Origin of the sequence: Streptomyces triculaminicus (assembly GCF_017349075.1) — a bacterium.
GTDB classification, from domain to species: Bacteria; Actinomycetota; Actinomycetes; order Streptomycetales; family Streptomycetaceae; genus Streptomyces; species Streptomyces triculaminicus.
The window spans coordinates 747,186-763,945 of the sequence record NZ_JAFMOF010000002.1 but is presented as its reverse complement, the minus strand read 5'-3'; the positions used below and the strand labels follow the sequence as shown (position 1 = coordinate 763,945).

Here is a 16,760-nt window from a genome sequence, read left to right as displayed (position 1 = left end):
ACATTTTCGCAGGTCACCTCGGGTATCGTGAAGTAAAGAAATCTTAAGATCATGATCATGACTCTGGTGCGAAACCACCCTTATGAGTGAAAGTCAGCTGTTTTGCAGTTGATCTTCACTGGAGTCGATTTTCATGCGTCCCCGAGTTCTCCACCGGCCAGGCCGGTGGAGACACAGACATCCGGGTCTGTTCCGTACCGTGGCGATGGCCGTTCTCACGGCCCTCGCCACGATTTTGATTTCCGAACAGGCCGTAGCCATGGGAGCGCGGCTCGAGCCGCTGTCCCAGTCCGGTCTGTCCGGACTGACCTCCCTGTTGACCGGCCGCAAGGCCCCGCACTGGGGCCGTACGCCGCAGCAGGCGTCCGGCAGTGCCGCCGACCGTGGCCACAACGCCTCGGCGGCCTCGACCCGCGCCGGCCGCGGCGCCGGCACCAAGCCGCAGCACGGCAAGGGCGAGCTGCCGGCCCACGAGCCCTACGCGCGCAAGGTGGCCAAGGGCCCGAGCAAGGGCGGGCTGGGCTTCAACGCCAGGACCAGCAAGCGCGTCGCCTCGAAGTCCACGGCCACTTCCGACTACTACCAGAACGAGGACGGGTCCTACACCCGTAACCTCACGCCGGCACCGGTCAACTACCGGGACGACCGGGGCGACTGGCAGCGCATCGACACCACGGTGCGCAAGGGTTCCGACGGCCGTCTGCACCAGGGCGCGAACTCCATCGCGGTCGACTTCGCCCCCCGCGCCACGGACTCCGCGCTGGCCCGCGTCGCGTCCGACGGCAAGCACGCGCTGGCCTACGGTCTGCAGGGCGCGGCGGCGGTCGAGCCGGAGGTCTCCGGATCCACGGCCCACTACCGCAACGTCCTGCCGGACACCGACCTCGACCTCCACTCGGGCCCCATCGGCCTGAAGGAGGCGCTGGTCCTGCGCTCGGCCAAGGCCGGCAACGAGTGGACGTTCCCGCTTCAGGCCGATGGCCTGCGGCCCGTCCTCACCAAGAACGGCTCCGTCCAGCTGCTGGACGCCAAGGGCAAGGCCTCGGTGGTCATCCCGCCCGCCTACGCCTACGACTCCCACGTGGACCGCGCCTCCGGCGACCACGCCACCACCCACGCGGTCACCTACCGCCTGGTGCAGTCCGGCGGCAAGACGGCGCTGCGCATGACGCTGGACGCCTCCTGGCTGCACGACAAGAAGCGCGTCTTCCCCGTCGTGGTCGACCCGTCGGTCAACAACGAGAGCCCCATCACCACCTTCGCGGAGTCCGGCGAGCCCGGTGACCACTCGATGGAACTGACCATGAAGGTCGGTTCATACGACTCGGGTCCGCACTCCGCGGTGTCGTACCTCCAGTTCCCCAACCTGGGCCTGGACAACTCCCGGGTCACGGTCTCTTCGGCCCAGCTGAGCCTGTTCGCCATCTGGTCCTCCACCTGCACTCCGCAGCGCTTCGACGTCGCGCCGGTCACCAAGGCATGGACGCCACAGCAGGTCACCAGCTGGCCCGGTCCGTCCTACGGTTCCTCGATCGGCAACCTGACGCCGAACGTCCCCAACAGCTGCGGCAACACCAAGGGGGACCTGGCCAAGGGCGACCGGCTGACGGTGCCGCTGTCGACGGGCGTCTTCAACAACTGGGCCTCGGCCTCCGGGGCCACCAACGACTACGGCCTGGCCGTCTACGCCTCCACCTCGGACAACCTGCACTGGAAGCAGTTCGGGTCGATGAACAACATCGACGCCTACCCCTGGCTGCAGATCACTTACACCGGGGCCACCCTGCCCCAGATCCACCGGACGACGCCGGCGAACAACGCCCCGGTGAACACCCTGACCCCGCAGCTGACGGCGGTCGGCTCCACCGACCCCAACCTCGGCAGTCTGCCGAAGTTCAACTTCCAGGTCTACGACACCGACGGCAACAAGCTCGCCGACTCGGGCCTGACCACCTCCAACTCCTACACCGTGCCGGCCGGCAAGCTGAAATGGGGCAAGCCCTACTACTGGGAAGTGCAGTCCTTCGACGGCACCAACTACTCGGCGGGCCCGAACTGGCAGCTGATGACCACGCAGGTGCCACAACCACCGGTGACCGCGAGCCTGTCCCAGAACACGGACGGCAACGGCTACAGCCCGGCCATCGGCAACTACACCACCTCGGCCACCGACGCCAACGTCTCGGCCCCCGGTCCGTCCCTGACGGTCACCCGCGACTACAACTCCCGTGACCCCCGGGTCACCGGCGCCTTCGGCGCGGGCTGGTCGAGCATCTTCGACTCCAGGGCAGCCGAGCAGTACGACTCCTCCGGCGCGGTGACCAGCGTCCAGGTGACCTACCCCGACGGATCAGCCGTCGGCTACGGCAAGAACCCGGACGGCTCGTTCTCCCCACCGCAGGGACGTTTCGCCACCTTCGCGCCCGTCTCCGGCGGCGGCTACACCCTCACCGACAAGAGCGCCACGGTCTACGCCTTCACCCAGTCTCTCGGCTCGGGCGCGTACGGTCTGACGTCCGTCACCGACGCCAACGGCCGCGCCCAGAAGTTCGTCTGGTCCTCCGGCCGCATCACGACCATGTCCTCGGCCGTCTCCGGCCGGTCCCTGAACCTGACCTGGTCCACGCCGTCGGGCGCGACCGCCGCGCACGTCGCGACCGTGGTCACCGACCCCGCCACCGCCGGCAAGCCGGAGACCGCGGCCACCTGGACGTACTCCTACACCGGCGACCAGCTGACCCAGGTCTGCTCACCGGTCGACACCACCGGCTGCGCCCGCTACGGCTACAACCCGGGTTCCCAGTACCACAACCAGGTCCTCGACCAGGGCCCCACGTCGTACTGGCCGCTCGCCGAGACCTCCGGAACCACGGCCGCCAGCGCCGTCCTCTCCCAGGCCGGCGGTGACAACGCCACCTACAGCAACGTCACCCTCGGAGCGCCCGGACCGCTGGCCGGCAGCGGCATGACCGCGGCCGAGTTCAACGGCACGTCCTCGTCCGTCAAGCTGCCGAACCTGGGGCTGTACGCCTCGTCGTCCCAGTCCGTCTCGCTGTGGTTCAAGACCACGTCGAACACGGCCGGAGTGCTCTTCTCCTCCTCCGACAAGCCGGTGAAGGACACCCTTACGGTGGGGAACTTCATGCCGATGCTCTACGTCGGCGGCTCCGGCAAGCTCAACGGTCTGTTCTGGTACGACACGCAGACCAAGCCCATCACCACCTCGGCGTCGGTCACCGACGGCAAGTGGCACCACGTCGTCCTGGCCGGTTCCTGGACCGCGCAGACCATGTGGCTGGACGGCAACAAGGTCGGCACGGCCCCCGGCCGCCAGTCCATCGGCGACAGCGGCAACGCCCAGCCCTGGCTGTCCCGCAACGTCTACCTGGGCACCGGCTACCTCGGCTGGACCTGGCCCGACCAGCCGCACCCCAACTCGACGACGTTCTACGGCAGCTACTTCAAGGGCTCCCTGTCCAACGTCTCCTTCTACGGGAAGCCGCTGGGCCAGCCCGAGGTCACCGACCTGTACCGCGCCGCCACCAGGCAGGCCGGACTGCTGAGCTCGGTCGTGCGTCCCTCGGGCAAGACCTTCGCCTCGGTCTCCTACGACCCCGTCACCGCGGACGTCACACGGCTGACCGATTCCAACGGCGGCACCTGGGCCATGGGCGCGCCCACGGTGCAGGGCTCCAGCGAGGTCTACCGCTCCTCCGTCCTCGGTTCCGCCCCGGCCGCCTACTACCGGCTCGGCGACTCGGCCGGTGCCGGACAGGCGACCAATGAGGTGAACTCCGGCGCCGCGACCTACGCGAATGTCACGCTCGGCTCCGAGGGCCCCTTCACCGACTCCACCGGCGCGGCCTTCAACGGGTCGTCCTCGTTCGTCCGGCTGCCCGAGAGCCAGCAGGTGCAGGCCGGACCGAACTCGGTGGAGTTGTGGTTCAGGTCCCCGCAGGGGAACACCGCGGGCGGCGTCCTGTTCAGCCAGTCGAGCGCTGCCGTCAACGGCCCGAACCCGACCGCCGGCGACTGGACGCCGGCGCTCTACGTCGGTACCGACGGCAAGCTGCACGGCAAGTTCTGGGACACCAACGGCGTCTCCGGTGGCATGACCTCGTCCGCGCAGGTCAACGACGGCAAGTGGCACCACACCCTGCTGACCGGATCCGGCAAGGGGCAGCACCTGTACCTCGACGGCGTCCAGGTCGGCTCCACCACGGCCGCGCTCAAGGGCTCGGCCGCCGGGTACAACTACATCGGTGCCGGTGAGTCCAACGGCTGGCCCGCCCGTCCCACCAACGCCCTCGGCTACTTCCCCGGCTCGATCGCGGAAGCCGCCTTCTACCGGACCGAGCTCAGCGGCGGCGACGCCGCCGCCCACTGGTCCGCCGGGCGCAACGCGAGCGGGCTGTCCCCGCTGAAGGTCGTCAAGGTCACCGACCCCGGGACGAAGACGGTCACGTATCAGTACGACCTGTGGAACGGCAACCGCACCGTCGCACAGATCGACGGCCGTGGCTCCAAGACCACCTACGGCTACGACACCGCCGGCTTCCAGCACACGGTCACCGACCCCAACGGCAACGTCGTCACCACAGGCCATGACGTGCGCGGCAACGAGGTCGCCCGGACCACGTGCCAGAACCAGGCGGCGCAGGCCTGTTCGACGACGTACATGACGTACCTGCCGGACGACACCAGCGCTCAGCTGACGCCGAACCCGCAGAACGACCTGCCGGCCACCGTGCGCGACGGCCGTTCGTCCTCCGCGACGGACGACACGTATCTGACGTCGTTCTCCTATGACGCGGCGGGCAACAAGACCGGTGTGACGACCCCGGCCGTGCCGGGCTCGCCCAAGGGCCGGAGCACCACCGTCGCCTACACCGACGGCACGTCGATCGCGGCGGCCGACGGTGGCTACGCGCCCAAGGGCCTGCCGTACAGGACGGTCTCGCCGGGCGGTGCCACGACGACGATCAGCTATTTCAAGAACGGCGACGTCGCCTCCACCACCGACCCCAACGGGATGGTCACCAGCTTCGGCTACGACAACCTCGGCCGGCCGGTCACCAAGAAGGTCGTCTCCGACACCTTCCCCGACGGCCTGGTCACGCAGTACAAGTACGACGCCGAGTCGCAGGTCGTCGAGCAGACCGATCCGTCGGTGACCAACCGCGTCACCGGTGCCGTCCACCAGGCGAGGACCAGCACGGTCTACGACGCGGACGGACTGGTCACCTCGCAGACCGTCGCCGACCTCTCCGGCGGCGACGCGCCGCGCACCGTCTCCTCCACGTACAACCAGTACAACCAACTGGAGACGAACACCGACGCGACGAAGGCGACCACGTCCTTCACCTACGACGCCTACGGCAACAAGGCCACCGAGCGCGACGCGCTGGGCACCACCCTCGCCTACGCCTACGACGCGAACGGGCACCTGCTCACCCAGACCCTCAAGGGCTACACGGGTGACCCGGCCAACCCCTCGCCGGCGAAGGACCTCGTCCAGTCCTCCCGCGCCTACGACCCGGCAGGGCGGCTGCAGTCCATCACCGACGCGATGGGCAACACCACCGCGTACACCTACACCGACAACGACCTCACCGCGACGATCGCCAAGTCCGACGCGGCGGGGAAGAACACCTTCGTCCAGCAGGCCAACACCTACGACGCGGCCGGCAACCTCATCGAGCAGGCCACCAACAACGGCGCCACGGTGACCAAATCCGCCGTCGACGCCGCCGACCGCGTGACCGCGACGACAGTCGATCCGACCGGCGTCAACCGCACGACCACGGTGTCGTACACGCCCGACGACCGGGTCGCCACCAGCACCCTGAGCGACGGCGGCGACACCGTCCACACCACCAGCTCCACCTATGACCCGATGGGCAATCTGACCGGTCGCTCCATACGGCAGGACGGCGTCGGCCGCCCGACCGGATGGTGGCAGCTGAACCAGACGTCCGGCAGCACGGTCACCGACGCCTCCGGCACCGGCAACACGGCCGTCGCCACGAACGTCGCCTGGAACGACGGAGCGGCCTCGCTCAACGGCAGCAGCAGCGTGATCGGCACCAACGGTCCCGCGCTCAACACCGCGTCGTCGTACTCCGTCTCCGCCTGGGTCAAGCTGAACAGCCAGACCTCCAACGACCAGACCTTTGTCGGTCAGGGCGGGGCCAATCACCAGTCCCTCTACCTCGGCTACAGCGCCGCCACCAAGGCCTGGGCCTTCGCGACCAGCACCAACGACGGCCCCACCGCCGCCTACCCGGCCGCTTTCGTGCCGGCCGGCAGCGCGGCCGCCGGAGCCTGGACGCATCTCGCCGCGACGTTCGACTCGGACACCGGCGCGATGAAGCTCTACGTCAACGGCCGGCAGGCCGGCACGGCGACCAACTCCAGCCCCTGGAACGCCCCCGGTCAGACGACCTTCGGCGCCCTCCACACCACCGGCGGCGGCCTGTACAACCAGGTCAACGGCGCGATCGACAACGTCCAGGCCTATCCCCGCGCCCTGTCCGGCGACGAGGTCACCCGTCTGTACGGCGCCGACCGCTCCGGCGGCACCACGGCGTCCAGCGACCAGGCGACGACGAGCTGGAAGCTGGACAAGCGGGGCCTGCCGGTGAGCATGACCGACCCCGACGGCAACGTCACCAGCTACGCCCACGACGAGGCCGGTCACCAGACCGTCACCGTCGCTCCGGCGGTCAACGCGGAGATCAACGGCGGGGCGCCGGCCCTGGTGCACCCGACCACCACGGCCGGCTACGACACCTTCGGCGACCAGACGGAGACGCAGGACCCCAACGGCAACACCGTCACCACGTCGTACGACGCCGAGGGCCGCAAGTCCGCCCAGACCCTGCCCGGCTACACGCCGCCCGGCGCCGCCACGCCCATCACCGGTGCCACGACCAACTGGACGTACGACGCGCTCGGCAACGTCACGCTGATCACGGACCCGCTGAAGCACACCACCGGCTACGTCTACGACCAGCTCGGCGACGTCACACAGGTCACCGACGCCAACAAGGGCGTCACCCGCACCGTGTACGACGCCAACGGCGAGGCTCTGACGGTGACGTCACCGTCCGGCGCGCAGACGCAGGCGACGTACGACTTCATGGGCCGCAAGCTCACCACGACGGCCCTGGAGCGCTTCCCCAGCACGACCACGTCGACGACCACCCACTCCTACGCGGCTTCCGCGAGCAACCCGGGCGGCGCCTTCCTGGCCTCCACCACCTCGCAGAACGGTGTGAGCACCAGCTACGGCTACAACCGTGTCGGTGAGATCACGCAGGTCACCGACGCCGCGGGCAACACCACGCAGAACACCTACGACCTGAAGGGCCAGAAGACGGCCGTCGGCCTGCCCGACGGCACGTGGAACACCGTCACCTACGACCAGCTGGGCAACCCGGTCCGGACGCAGTCGCTGGACACCGACAAGAAGACGGTGCTCTCGACGCGGTCGGCGACCTACAGCGCCGCCGGTCAGCTGCTGTCCTCCACGGACGCCAACCAGCACACCAGCACCTTCACGCGCGACGCGCTCGGCCAGGTCACCGGCCAGGTCCAGCCGGTCGACGCGACCCACTCGATCACGACCGGCTTCGGCTACGACGCGGCCGGACACCGCACCCGTTTCACCAACGGCCGCGGCAACGCCCGCTACTACACGTTCAACTCCTGGAACCTGCCCGAGTCGGTCGTCGAGCCGTCGGTGTCGACGTCCACCTACAGCTACACCAGCGCCGCCGACTCGACGTTCACCACGTCCTACGACGCGGCCGGCCGTCCGGTGACGCAGACCGCGCCCGGCGGGGTGAAGGTCACCTCCGAGTACGACGCCCTGGGCAACCTGACGACGCAGTCCGGCAGCGGTGCCGAGATCGGCACGGCGACCCGTAGCTTCGGCTACGACGCCGAGGGCCGCATGACCTCCGCCGCGACCAGCGCCCTCACCGGGAGCGCCGCCGTCCCGGCGACGTCCAACACCTTCACCTACAACGACCGGGGCCTGCTGCTGACCGCTGCCGGAACCTCCGGCTCCAGCTCCTTCGCCTACAACGGCGACGGCCTGGTCACGGCCCGCAGCGACGCCGCCGGCACCACCGGCTACGGCTACGACAACGCCGGCCGCCTGTCCACCCTGACCGACCCGGTCACCGGAAGCCGGCTCACCTACACCTACGACGCCCTCTCCAAGCCGACCCGCATCCAGTACGCGCAGGGCGACAAGGACGGCAACGTCCGCAGGTTCGGCTACGACAAGCTGCACCGGCTGACCGACGACACCCTCAAGACCGCCGCGGGCAACACCGTCGCCTCCATCGGCTACGGCTACGACACCAACGGCAACCTCACCAGCAAGACCGCCAACGGCCTGGCCGGCCCGTCGAACAACACCTACACCTACGACTGGGCCGACCGCCTCACCTCCTGGAACAACGGCACCACCACGACCGCGTACGGCTACGACGACTCGGGCAACCGCGTCCGGGTCGGCTCCAACGTGTACACGTACGACGCCCGCGACCAGCTCACCAGCGACGGAGCCAACACCTACCGGTACAGCGCCCGGGGCACCATGACCCAGCAGTCGACGGCCACCGGCACGCCGACCGCCTTCGCCTCGGACGCCTTCGACCAGCAGCTCACCCAGGGCACCCAGACATACGTCACCGACGCCCTCGGCCGGGTCGTCACCGCCACCGGCGCGAACGCGGCCAAGGTCTCCTTCGCCTACACCGGTACCGGCAACACCGTGGCCTCGGACGGCGGCAACACCTACACCTGGACCCCCGACGGCGGCCTGATCGGCATCGGCACGCCCGGCGCGTCCGCCGGCGGTGTCCTCGCCCTGACCGACCAGCACGACGACGTGATCGGCAACTTCACGGCGGCGGGCACGGAACTGAGCGGCTCGGTCGGCTACGACCCGCTGGGCAACCCCACGGGCACGACCGGCGCCCCGCTGGGCCGGCTCGGCTACCAGTCGGGCTGGACGGACAACGCCTCGGGCAAGGTCAACATGGCCGCCCGCTGGTACAACCCGTCCACCGGCCAGTTCATGAACCGCGACACGATGGCCTTCGACCCGGTCCCGAACTCGGTCACCGCCAACCCGTTCGCATACGTCGACGACAACCCCCTCAAGGGCACCGACCCCTCCGGCCACGGCTGGTGGGGCAACCTCAAGAAGAAGGCGTCCAGCGCCTGGAGCAGCACGACGTCCGCCGTCTCGAGCGGCTGGAACAGCTTCTCGTCCTGGACGAGCAGCGTCACCAGCACCGTGTCGTCCTGGGCGACCAGCGCCTACGAGCACGCCTCGAGCTGGGTCTCCAGCTCGTACCACCGCGCCTCGTCCTACGTGAAGCACACCTACCACGCGGCGTCGCGCTACGTGCACCGGCAGGTGTCCCGGGTGAGCCGGGCGGTCCACGACGGCTACCGCTACGTCAGACGCACCGCGAGTCACGCCTATCACGTGACGAAACACGTGGTGAGCCACGCGTACCACCACACCGTCCAAGCGGTGAAGACCGCTTACCACGCGACCGCCAAGGCAGTTAATACCGCTGCGGTCTTCGTCAAGAACCACGCCGCGGCCATCGCCTCGTTCGCGGCTTCGGCTGTCGTCTTCGCCGGCTGCGAGGCAGCGCTTGCCCCCACGGGCATCGGCCCCATCGTGGGCGCGGCGGGTTGTGGCGCACTGGCCGGCGCGGTCGGCGGAGCCATCAGTCAGGGCGCGAAGTGCATGTCCGGCCAGTCCGGCGCCTGCTCGGTGACCGCCTTCGCGGGCGCGGTCGGCATGGGCGCCGCAGGCGGCGCACTCGGCGGCGCACTCGGCGGCGCACTCGGCGGCAAGCTCGCGGAGTCGGCGCTCGGCGGCATCCTGCCGAAGGTCGTCTCCAGCACCCTTGAAGGTGCTGCGGTAGGCGGCATATCGGGCGGCTCGGTCGGTGCCACGGAATACGGCATCAGTTGCTCCCACAGCGGGGCGGGCTGCTCCTGGTCGGGTGCGGGCAGGGCAGCGGCCAGCGGTGCGGCGGAAGGTGCGGTGGGCGGTGCGGTAGGCACGGTCGGCTTCGCAGCGGCGGCTCGAGCCAAGGGCCGTCTGAGCGCCGGACGCGCCGAGGCGGAGGCGGGGCCGTCCTGCCCACCGAGGCCGCACAGCTTCACCGGTGAGACCCGTGTGGCCATGGCCGACGGCTCGTCCAAGCGAATCGACGAGATCAAGGCGGGCGACCAGGTCAAGAACGCGGTTCCGGGCAAGCCGGGGACCACGGAGACCCACAAGGTCGACAAGGTCATCGTCACCCGTACCGACCGCGACTTCGTGGACGTCACGGTCGCCCCGACCACCAAGACCGGTGGCCTGGGATCCCGAGTCCTGAAGAAGGCCGCAGCCGGTGTCGCCGCCGTGGCCGCAGCCGCGGCAGTCCTGACCCCGACCACGGCCACCGCATCGCCGGCTTCCCCGTCGACCATCACCACCACCTACCACCACCCCTTCTACGACCAGACGCAGTCCTCCTTCGCCGAGGCCAAGGACCTCCACGAGGGCGACCTTCTCCAGACGGAGACGGGCAACGTCGAGGTCAAGACGGTCCGGCTGTACCACGCGGACGCCGTCACGTACGACCTCACGGTCGACGGACTGCACACGTACTATGTGCTGGCCGGAGACACGTCGGTTCTGGTGCATAACTGCACACCTGGCACGGCGCGACTTAATCGGTACGGCACTGGCAACGACACTCACTTCAGCATCGAGGTCACGGACGGAAGCTCCGCTTCCCACACCCATCTCGTGCCGAACAAGACGGAAACCGACACCATCATCAAGGTTCGTGGCGGATCCAAGCAGCCGACGGAGACTCGTGTCTTCGATCTTCCTGATGCGGCTGGTGCGATGCGGTACCAAGAGGAACTGGGATCGACCGGTAACCCGTACGTCATGTACCAGAATGACTGCCTGACCTACTGCATGTCCGTACTTCGAGAGGGAGGCTTGGGTGCTCCGCATCCAAATGCCGAGAGCCCGTTGGACCACATCAGGTGGATCAGTAGAAACAGCAGGAGAGAGAAGAAATAGGATGGTAAGGGTAAGCGGGGTACGCTACGTTCTTGTGGGGTACGGTCAGGACGGCGCCGTGAAGTGCCGTATTCTTTCCAACCGCAAGCAGCTGGCCGTTGCCCGTTCTCTTTTCGATTTGGGCGGCTCTGACGGTGATATTGGCCGTTGGGAGCTGACCCCAGACATGTGGCCGGAGCTCTCCCAGACCTTCGAGTGGCCTGAGCGAGAGAAGGACCTCAGGTTCTTTCTCGAGTCGGAGTCGGTTGCTGAGGGCGCGGAGCTCGATCCGGTTGGTTAACATCTCTCGTTGAGACGTGGGGAAGCCTCGTCGGAGCAATTGCTTCGACGAGGCTTCCGTGTTGCTACAGCTGCATACGGGGACTCTCCGGTGACTCAGTGGTTCTCAGCCGGAGCCTGCTCCATAGTGTCCAGAGCGAGGCGCCAAGGGTACGTGCAAAGTTGTCTGCCACCCGTATCCGGGAGGTGAGGTGTCCACTCACCTTCGCCGCAGAGCACCTGGATCCCCGTACTCCGCAGCACCTCCACGGAGCGCCCTGTCGCCGGGTGTCCATCAAGCGTCGTCGACCAGAACGGCAGCGCCCCACCGGTATCCCGAGCCCCACGGCCTCCATGATGACCCCCAGGGCGTAGGTTTCGGCGATGCCAGCCGCCCATTTGGGGCCGCGGCGGTGATTCGATGAGCCGAGCGGTCAGAACTCAATCACGTTACTGCGGTCTGGTCAGCCTCTGCGAAATACATTAGTGTTTCGCTCGCTTTTATTTGTACCTGCCTCCGCCGCGTTCATAGCCAGGTGCCACGGGTACATCAACAATTGTTCATCGCCTGTGCCCGGGGCGTGGGGCCTCCACTCACTGTCGCCGTAGAGCACACGGATTCCTGTACCTCGCAGCACTTCCAAGGACCGTTGCGTCGCCGGGTGCGTATCGAGAGCTGTCGACCAGAAGGGCAGCGCGACCACGGGGATCCCGAGCCCGACGGCCTCTGCCACGACGCCCAGGGCGTAGGTGTCGGCGATGCCGGCGGCCCACTTGTTGGCCGTGTTCATGGTCATCGGCGCAACGATGACAGCATCTGCCGGAGGATTACGCTTCTGCTCACCCGCACGGCGCCAGCCGCTCCGCACCGGGCGCCCGGAAGCCGCCTCCAAGGCTGGGATATCGATGAAATCGCCCGCCACGGCCGCTGGAGTAGCGATGACGCAGACGTCCCAGCCGCGATCCCTCGCAGCCGTTACCAACCGCACCGCATCGCAGGCGGGTCCAGCAGCGCAGACGATGAGGTAGAGCACTCGGGTATCCGTCACAGCGGGATCCCTGCTCGCGACGCCAGCGGCCGAAGCAAGGGTGCTTGTCCCCTTCGGTCGCGCGTCAGCAATTCGCCGATCAGCTCTCGGACCACGCGACGAGACCGTACCTCCTGCGGTGCCTCCCGCTCCGCGGCCAGCAGCGCAGCCGTGGCCTTCTGAGTTCTCCCACATGCGTGAAGGGCGCGCGCTACATCCGTCCAGAAGACGGCTCGTCGCTCCGCCACGGCCAATGTCCTCACCTTCACCCTCCGCGCTTCCACCAGTGCCTTACCGGCATCTCCCAAGGTCAGGGCGATGGTGAGCTTGTGAAGAAGGACGTTGTTCGGCCCGAACGCAGTCCACCGGCGATTGGACTCCTCCATCAGGGCTGCCGCGCGTTCTGCCTCATCCAGGAGAGCCGAGGCCGTATCCCTGTCGTTCGCGGCAGAGGCGGCCCAGGCGCCCCGCAGCAGCAATGCTCCGAAGACCGCGACCATGTCAGGCTGGGAGCTGTTTACCGCCGCGGACACCTCGTCCGCTCCTCGCACAGCCACTCCGACGCCCTGACGACAGTGTCCGACCGCCGCCACCGCATGGGTCAGAATGCGTGACGCCGTAGCAATCGCTGCCGGGTCTCCGACTCGCCGGGCCGCTGCCATGGAGCGTTCGGCCGAGATCCAGGCCGAAGGTGCGTCACCACTCTTCAACAGCAGTGATGCCGCAGTGTGGTAGGCATCCACCGCGATCCTGTTGACCAGTTGCTGTTCATGCCCTCGTCTGCTGCCGGGCTCCAACTGTGCGAGGAGACCCGGTAGACGCTGCGACAACCCCATGTAGTCGCAGCGTTGAATTTGTCTCTTCGCCGAAACTGCGGCACGAGCCAAGGCTTGAGGGCTACCGGGAGGCCCGGTGGGCACTACCTGTCCGGTCAGAACGTCTCGCAACCGGTCCAACGGGTCTACCACCGGTTCCGCCAGAAGCTCCTCCGGCCGAGCCGTGGCCCGTACGGCGGTAATCGCCGCCAATGAGTACGTGACGAATTCGCGCCTCTTCACAGGACCATCGTCCGATGTCCCGGCGCATGCAGTGTGCCGAAGGAGCCGGACGGGCCGACTGAATCCGAGTTCTTCGGCATCCCGGCGGAGAAGGGCCCGGAGGACTGCGCGGGCCGCGGGGTGAGGCCACCCCGGGCGCTTGGACTCCCACCGGCGCACTTGACGGACCGAGATGGTCACGTTCATCCCAAGCTGACCAGCCATGTCGTCGAACGATTCGACGAACTCCTCTTGAGTGTGGAGTCCTGCCTCGATACGAGCCCGTACGAACACGGGATTCCCCGTCTGCCCCGGCACGGTCACCTCCGTGAGTGCTGTGCCCTCAAGATAGTCCGCCGACTCACCGGGCAACCCGGAAATGTCCTGCCAGGTGTCCGGTCAGGCGTCCGCATGTCTGACCTAGCCACGGCCCGTGATCAGCGGTGTCCTTTGAGCATGCGGATCAAGACTCCCTTCGCTCCCTGGTTGCACCAGGCGGCGGCCGACCCCGACCTCACCACCATGCTCTGGGCCGCCGGCCGGACCGCGCTGGTTCCCCTGGGGACCGGGTACCGCCTCACCGGAGCACCAGGACTCCACCTCTATCCGGTCGGCGCCGAGCTCTTTGTACCGCCACCCGATAAATGCCTCGGGGAGCGGGTGTGGGTCCTTCCAGAGTCGGACGCTGACGTGCCGACGGCCGCCCTTACTGCCCCTGACGATCTACACCAAGCGCTGGAGTCAGCCGTCCAGCGGCTGCGTCGCAGGGCCAACGACGAACCCCCGCCCCGGCGTGAGCCGGAGCGGGGGCCTGAGAAGTAATCGGATCCCGAAGGGATCGATCAGCCCTTGCGGGCCTTGACCTCCTCCGTCAGCTGCGGGACGACCTCGAAGAGGTCGCCGACGACGCCGTAGTCGACGAGCTCGAAGATCGGGGCCTCGGCATCCTTGTTGATGGCGACGATCGTCTTCGAGGTCTGCATGCCGGCGCGGTGCTGGATGGCACCGGAGATGCCCGCCGCGATGTACAGCTGCGGGGAGACCGACTTGCCGGTCTGGCCGACCTGGTTGGTGTGCGGGTACCAGCCGGCGTCGACGGCGGCGCGGGAGGCGCCGACGGCCGCGCCGAGGGAGTCGGCGAGGGCCTCGACGATCGCGAAGTTCTCGGCGCCGTTGACGCCGCGGCCGCCGGAGACCACGATCGCGGCCTCGGTCAGGTCGGGGCGGCCGGTGGACTCGCGCGGGGTGCGGGAGACGACCTTGGTGCCGGTGGACTTCTCGCCGAAGGAGACGGCCAGCTGCTCGACCGTGCCGGCGGCCGGGGCGGCCTCCGGGGCGGCGGAGTTGGGCTTGACGGTGATGACCGGGGTGCCCTTGGTGACGCGGGACTTGGTGGAGTACGAGGCCGCGAAGACGGACTGCGTGGCCACCGGGCCCTCGTCGCCGGCCTCGAGGTCGACGGCGTCGGTGATGATGCCGGAGCCGATGCGGACCGCGAGGCGGGCCGCGATCTCCTTGCCCTCCGCGGAGGAGGGGAGGAGCACGGCGGCCGGGGAGACGGCGTTGTACGCGGCCTCCAGCGCGTCCACCTTCGGTACGACGAGGTAGTCGGCGAACTCGGCGGCGTCGGCGGCGAGCACCTTCACCGCGCCGTACTCGGCCAGCGTCGCGGCGGCGGTGTCCGCGCCGGCACCCAGGTGCACGGCGACGGGCTCGCCGATGCGGCGGGCGAGGGTCAGCAGCTCGAGGGTGGGCTTGCGGACGGCGCCGTCCACGTGGTCGACGTAGACGAGGACTTCAGCCATGGATCTGCTCTCCTGCGGGAATTGCGAGGGCGGTTGAGGGATCGGGTGTCAGGAGCTCAGATGAACTTCTGGCCCGCGAGGAACTCGGCGAGCTTCTTGCCGCCCTCGCCCTCGTCGTTGACGACCGTGCCGGCGGTACGGGCCGGGCGCTCGGCGGCCTCGTCGACCGTGGTCCAGGAGCCCTCGAGGCCGACCTCTTCCGCCTCGATGCCGAGGTCGGACAGGTCCAGGGACTGCACCGGCTTCTTCTTCGCGGCCATGATGCCCTTGAAGGAGGGGTAGCGGGCCTCGCCGGACTGGTCCGTGACGGACACGACGGCCGGCAGGGCCGCCTCGAGCTGCTCGCTGGCGGAGTCGCCGTCGCGGCGGCCGGTGACCTTGCCGTCCTCGACCTTGACCTCGGAGAGCAGGGTCACCTGCGGCACGCCCAGGCGCTCGGCGAGCATCGCCGGGACGACGCCCATGCCGCCGTCGGTGGAGGCCATGCCGGAGATCACCAGGTCGTAGCCGACGTGCTCGAGGGCCTTGGCCAGCACCAGGGAGGTGCCCAGCGCGTCGGTGCCGTGCAGGTCGTCGTCCTCGACGTGGACGGCCTTGTCGGCGCCCATGGACAGCGCCTTGCGCAGGGCGTCCTTGGCGTCCTCGGGACCGACGGTCAGCACGGTGATCTCCGCGTCGTCCGCCTCCTCGGCGATCTGCAGCGCCTGCTCGACCGCGTACTCGTCGAGCTCCGAGAGCAGACCGTCCACGTCGTCACGGTCGACGGTCAGGTCCTCGGCGAAGTGCCGGTCGCCGGTGGCGTCGGGCACGTACTTCACAGTGACAACGATCCTCAAGCTCACGCCGGCTCTCCTACTGCATCGTCTCTATCAAAGCTGCCTTGGCAGGCAGCATAGGCGCCTTGTGGGGGCGGACTCCGGCGGGTGCGGGCCGAGCCCCCCACCGGAATGTTACTCGTCAGTACATCGAGGGTGTGCGGCGAACGCAAGGCCGGTCGACTGTGATCTGCCCAACGCGGCGGAAAGGGACGCTCGGGCCCCGTGAACCGTTGAGACCCCGGGCGCCACGGGGTGTCAGACGGCGGCGCCGAGGGCCGCGATGACGTCGGCCCTGCGCGGCTGTCCCGCGGCCCGGCGCACCACCCGGCCGCCGGCGTCCAGGACCAGCGTGGTGGGGGTGGCGCGCACCTCGAGGGCACGGACGAGTTCCAGACGGGCCTCGGCGTCGATCTCCACGTGCGCGACGCCGTCGACCATCGCGGCGACCTCCCCCAGGACGCGCCGCGTCGCCCGGCAGGGCTGGCAGAAGGCGCTGGAGAACTGTACGAGCGTGGCCCGCGCGCCCAGCTCGGCGCCGATGTCGGCGGCGCTCAGCCGCACGGTCTCCTCGTGCTGACGCCGCACGGTCTCCCCGTCCTGATCCGGCACGCTCGTCCCTCTCCGCGGCTCAGCCCGCACTTGTCCGGTTTCCAGGGTGCAGCACCCGGGGAAGCGGGGAAATTTCCCGACGT

At 68.5% G+C, this 16,760-nt stretch carries 6 protein-coding genes; 1 reads left to right on the top strand and 5 read right to left on the bottom strand.

Annotation, left to right across the window (positions count from 1 at the left end; genetic code table 11):
* The first annotated feature begins 205 nt into the window (after positions 1-205).
* Complete coding sequence (locus J1792_RS13475) at positions 206-11,122, top strand: LamG-like jellyroll fold domain-containing protein (protein ID WP_207247320.1); 10,917 nt, start codon at positions 206-208, stop codon at positions 11,120-11,122.
* A gap of 722 nt (positions 11,123-11,844) precedes the next feature.
* Here the strand turns inward: J1792_RS13475 and J1792_RS13470 are convergent.
* From J1792_RS13470 to J1792_RS13455, 5 genes are all read right to left on the bottom strand, one after another.
* The gene (locus tag J1792_RS13470) at positions 11,845-12,429 is read right to left on the bottom strand and encodes a flavoprotein (protein WP_242705093.1); all 585 of its coding nucleotides are present in this window, start codon (positions 12,427-12,429) and stop codon (positions 11,845-11,847) included.
* A complete protein-coding gene (locus J1792_RS34005; RefSeq protein WP_242645901.1) occupies positions 12,426-13,205 on the bottom strand; it encodes a heavy metal transporter CzcB in 780 nt (259 codons plus the stop codon). The genes J1792_RS13470 and J1792_RS34005 overlap by 4 nt, the downstream gene beginning before the upstream one ends.
* Before the next feature lie 1,082 nt (positions 13,206-14,287).
* Positions 14,288-15,250, bottom strand: a complete 963-nt coding sequence (locus J1792_RS13465; RefSeq protein WP_207247319.1) for an electron transfer flavoprotein subunit alpha/FixB family protein — start codon at positions 15,248-15,250, stop codon at positions 14,288-14,290.
* 56 nt (positions 15,251-15,306) lie between these two features.
* On the bottom strand, positions 15,307-16,092 hold the full coding sequence (locus J1792_RS13460; RefSeq protein WP_086570012.1) for an electron transfer flavoprotein subunit beta/FixA family protein: 786 nt from the start codon (positions 16,090-16,092) through the stop codon (positions 15,307-15,309).
* A gap of 231 nt (positions 16,093-16,323) precedes the next feature.
* Positions 16,324-16,677: a TlpA family protein disulfide reductase gene (locus J1792_RS13455; protein WP_086570014.1), complete on the bottom strand. Its 354-nt coding sequence runs from the start codon at positions 16,675-16,677 to the stop codon at positions 16,324-16,326.
* Positions 16,678-16,760: the final 83 nt, after the last annotated feature.

Bases quoted from the DNA above. Each gene is read 5' to 3' on its own strand.
- J1792_RS13475 (WP_207247320.1), top strand. From the start codon at position 206: ATGGCCGTTCTCACGGCCCTCGCCACGATTTTGATTTCCGAACAGGCC.
- J1792_RS13465 (WP_207247319.1), bottom strand. From the start codon at position 15,250: ATGGCTGAAGTCCTCGTCTACGTCGACCACGTGGACGGCGCCGTCCGC.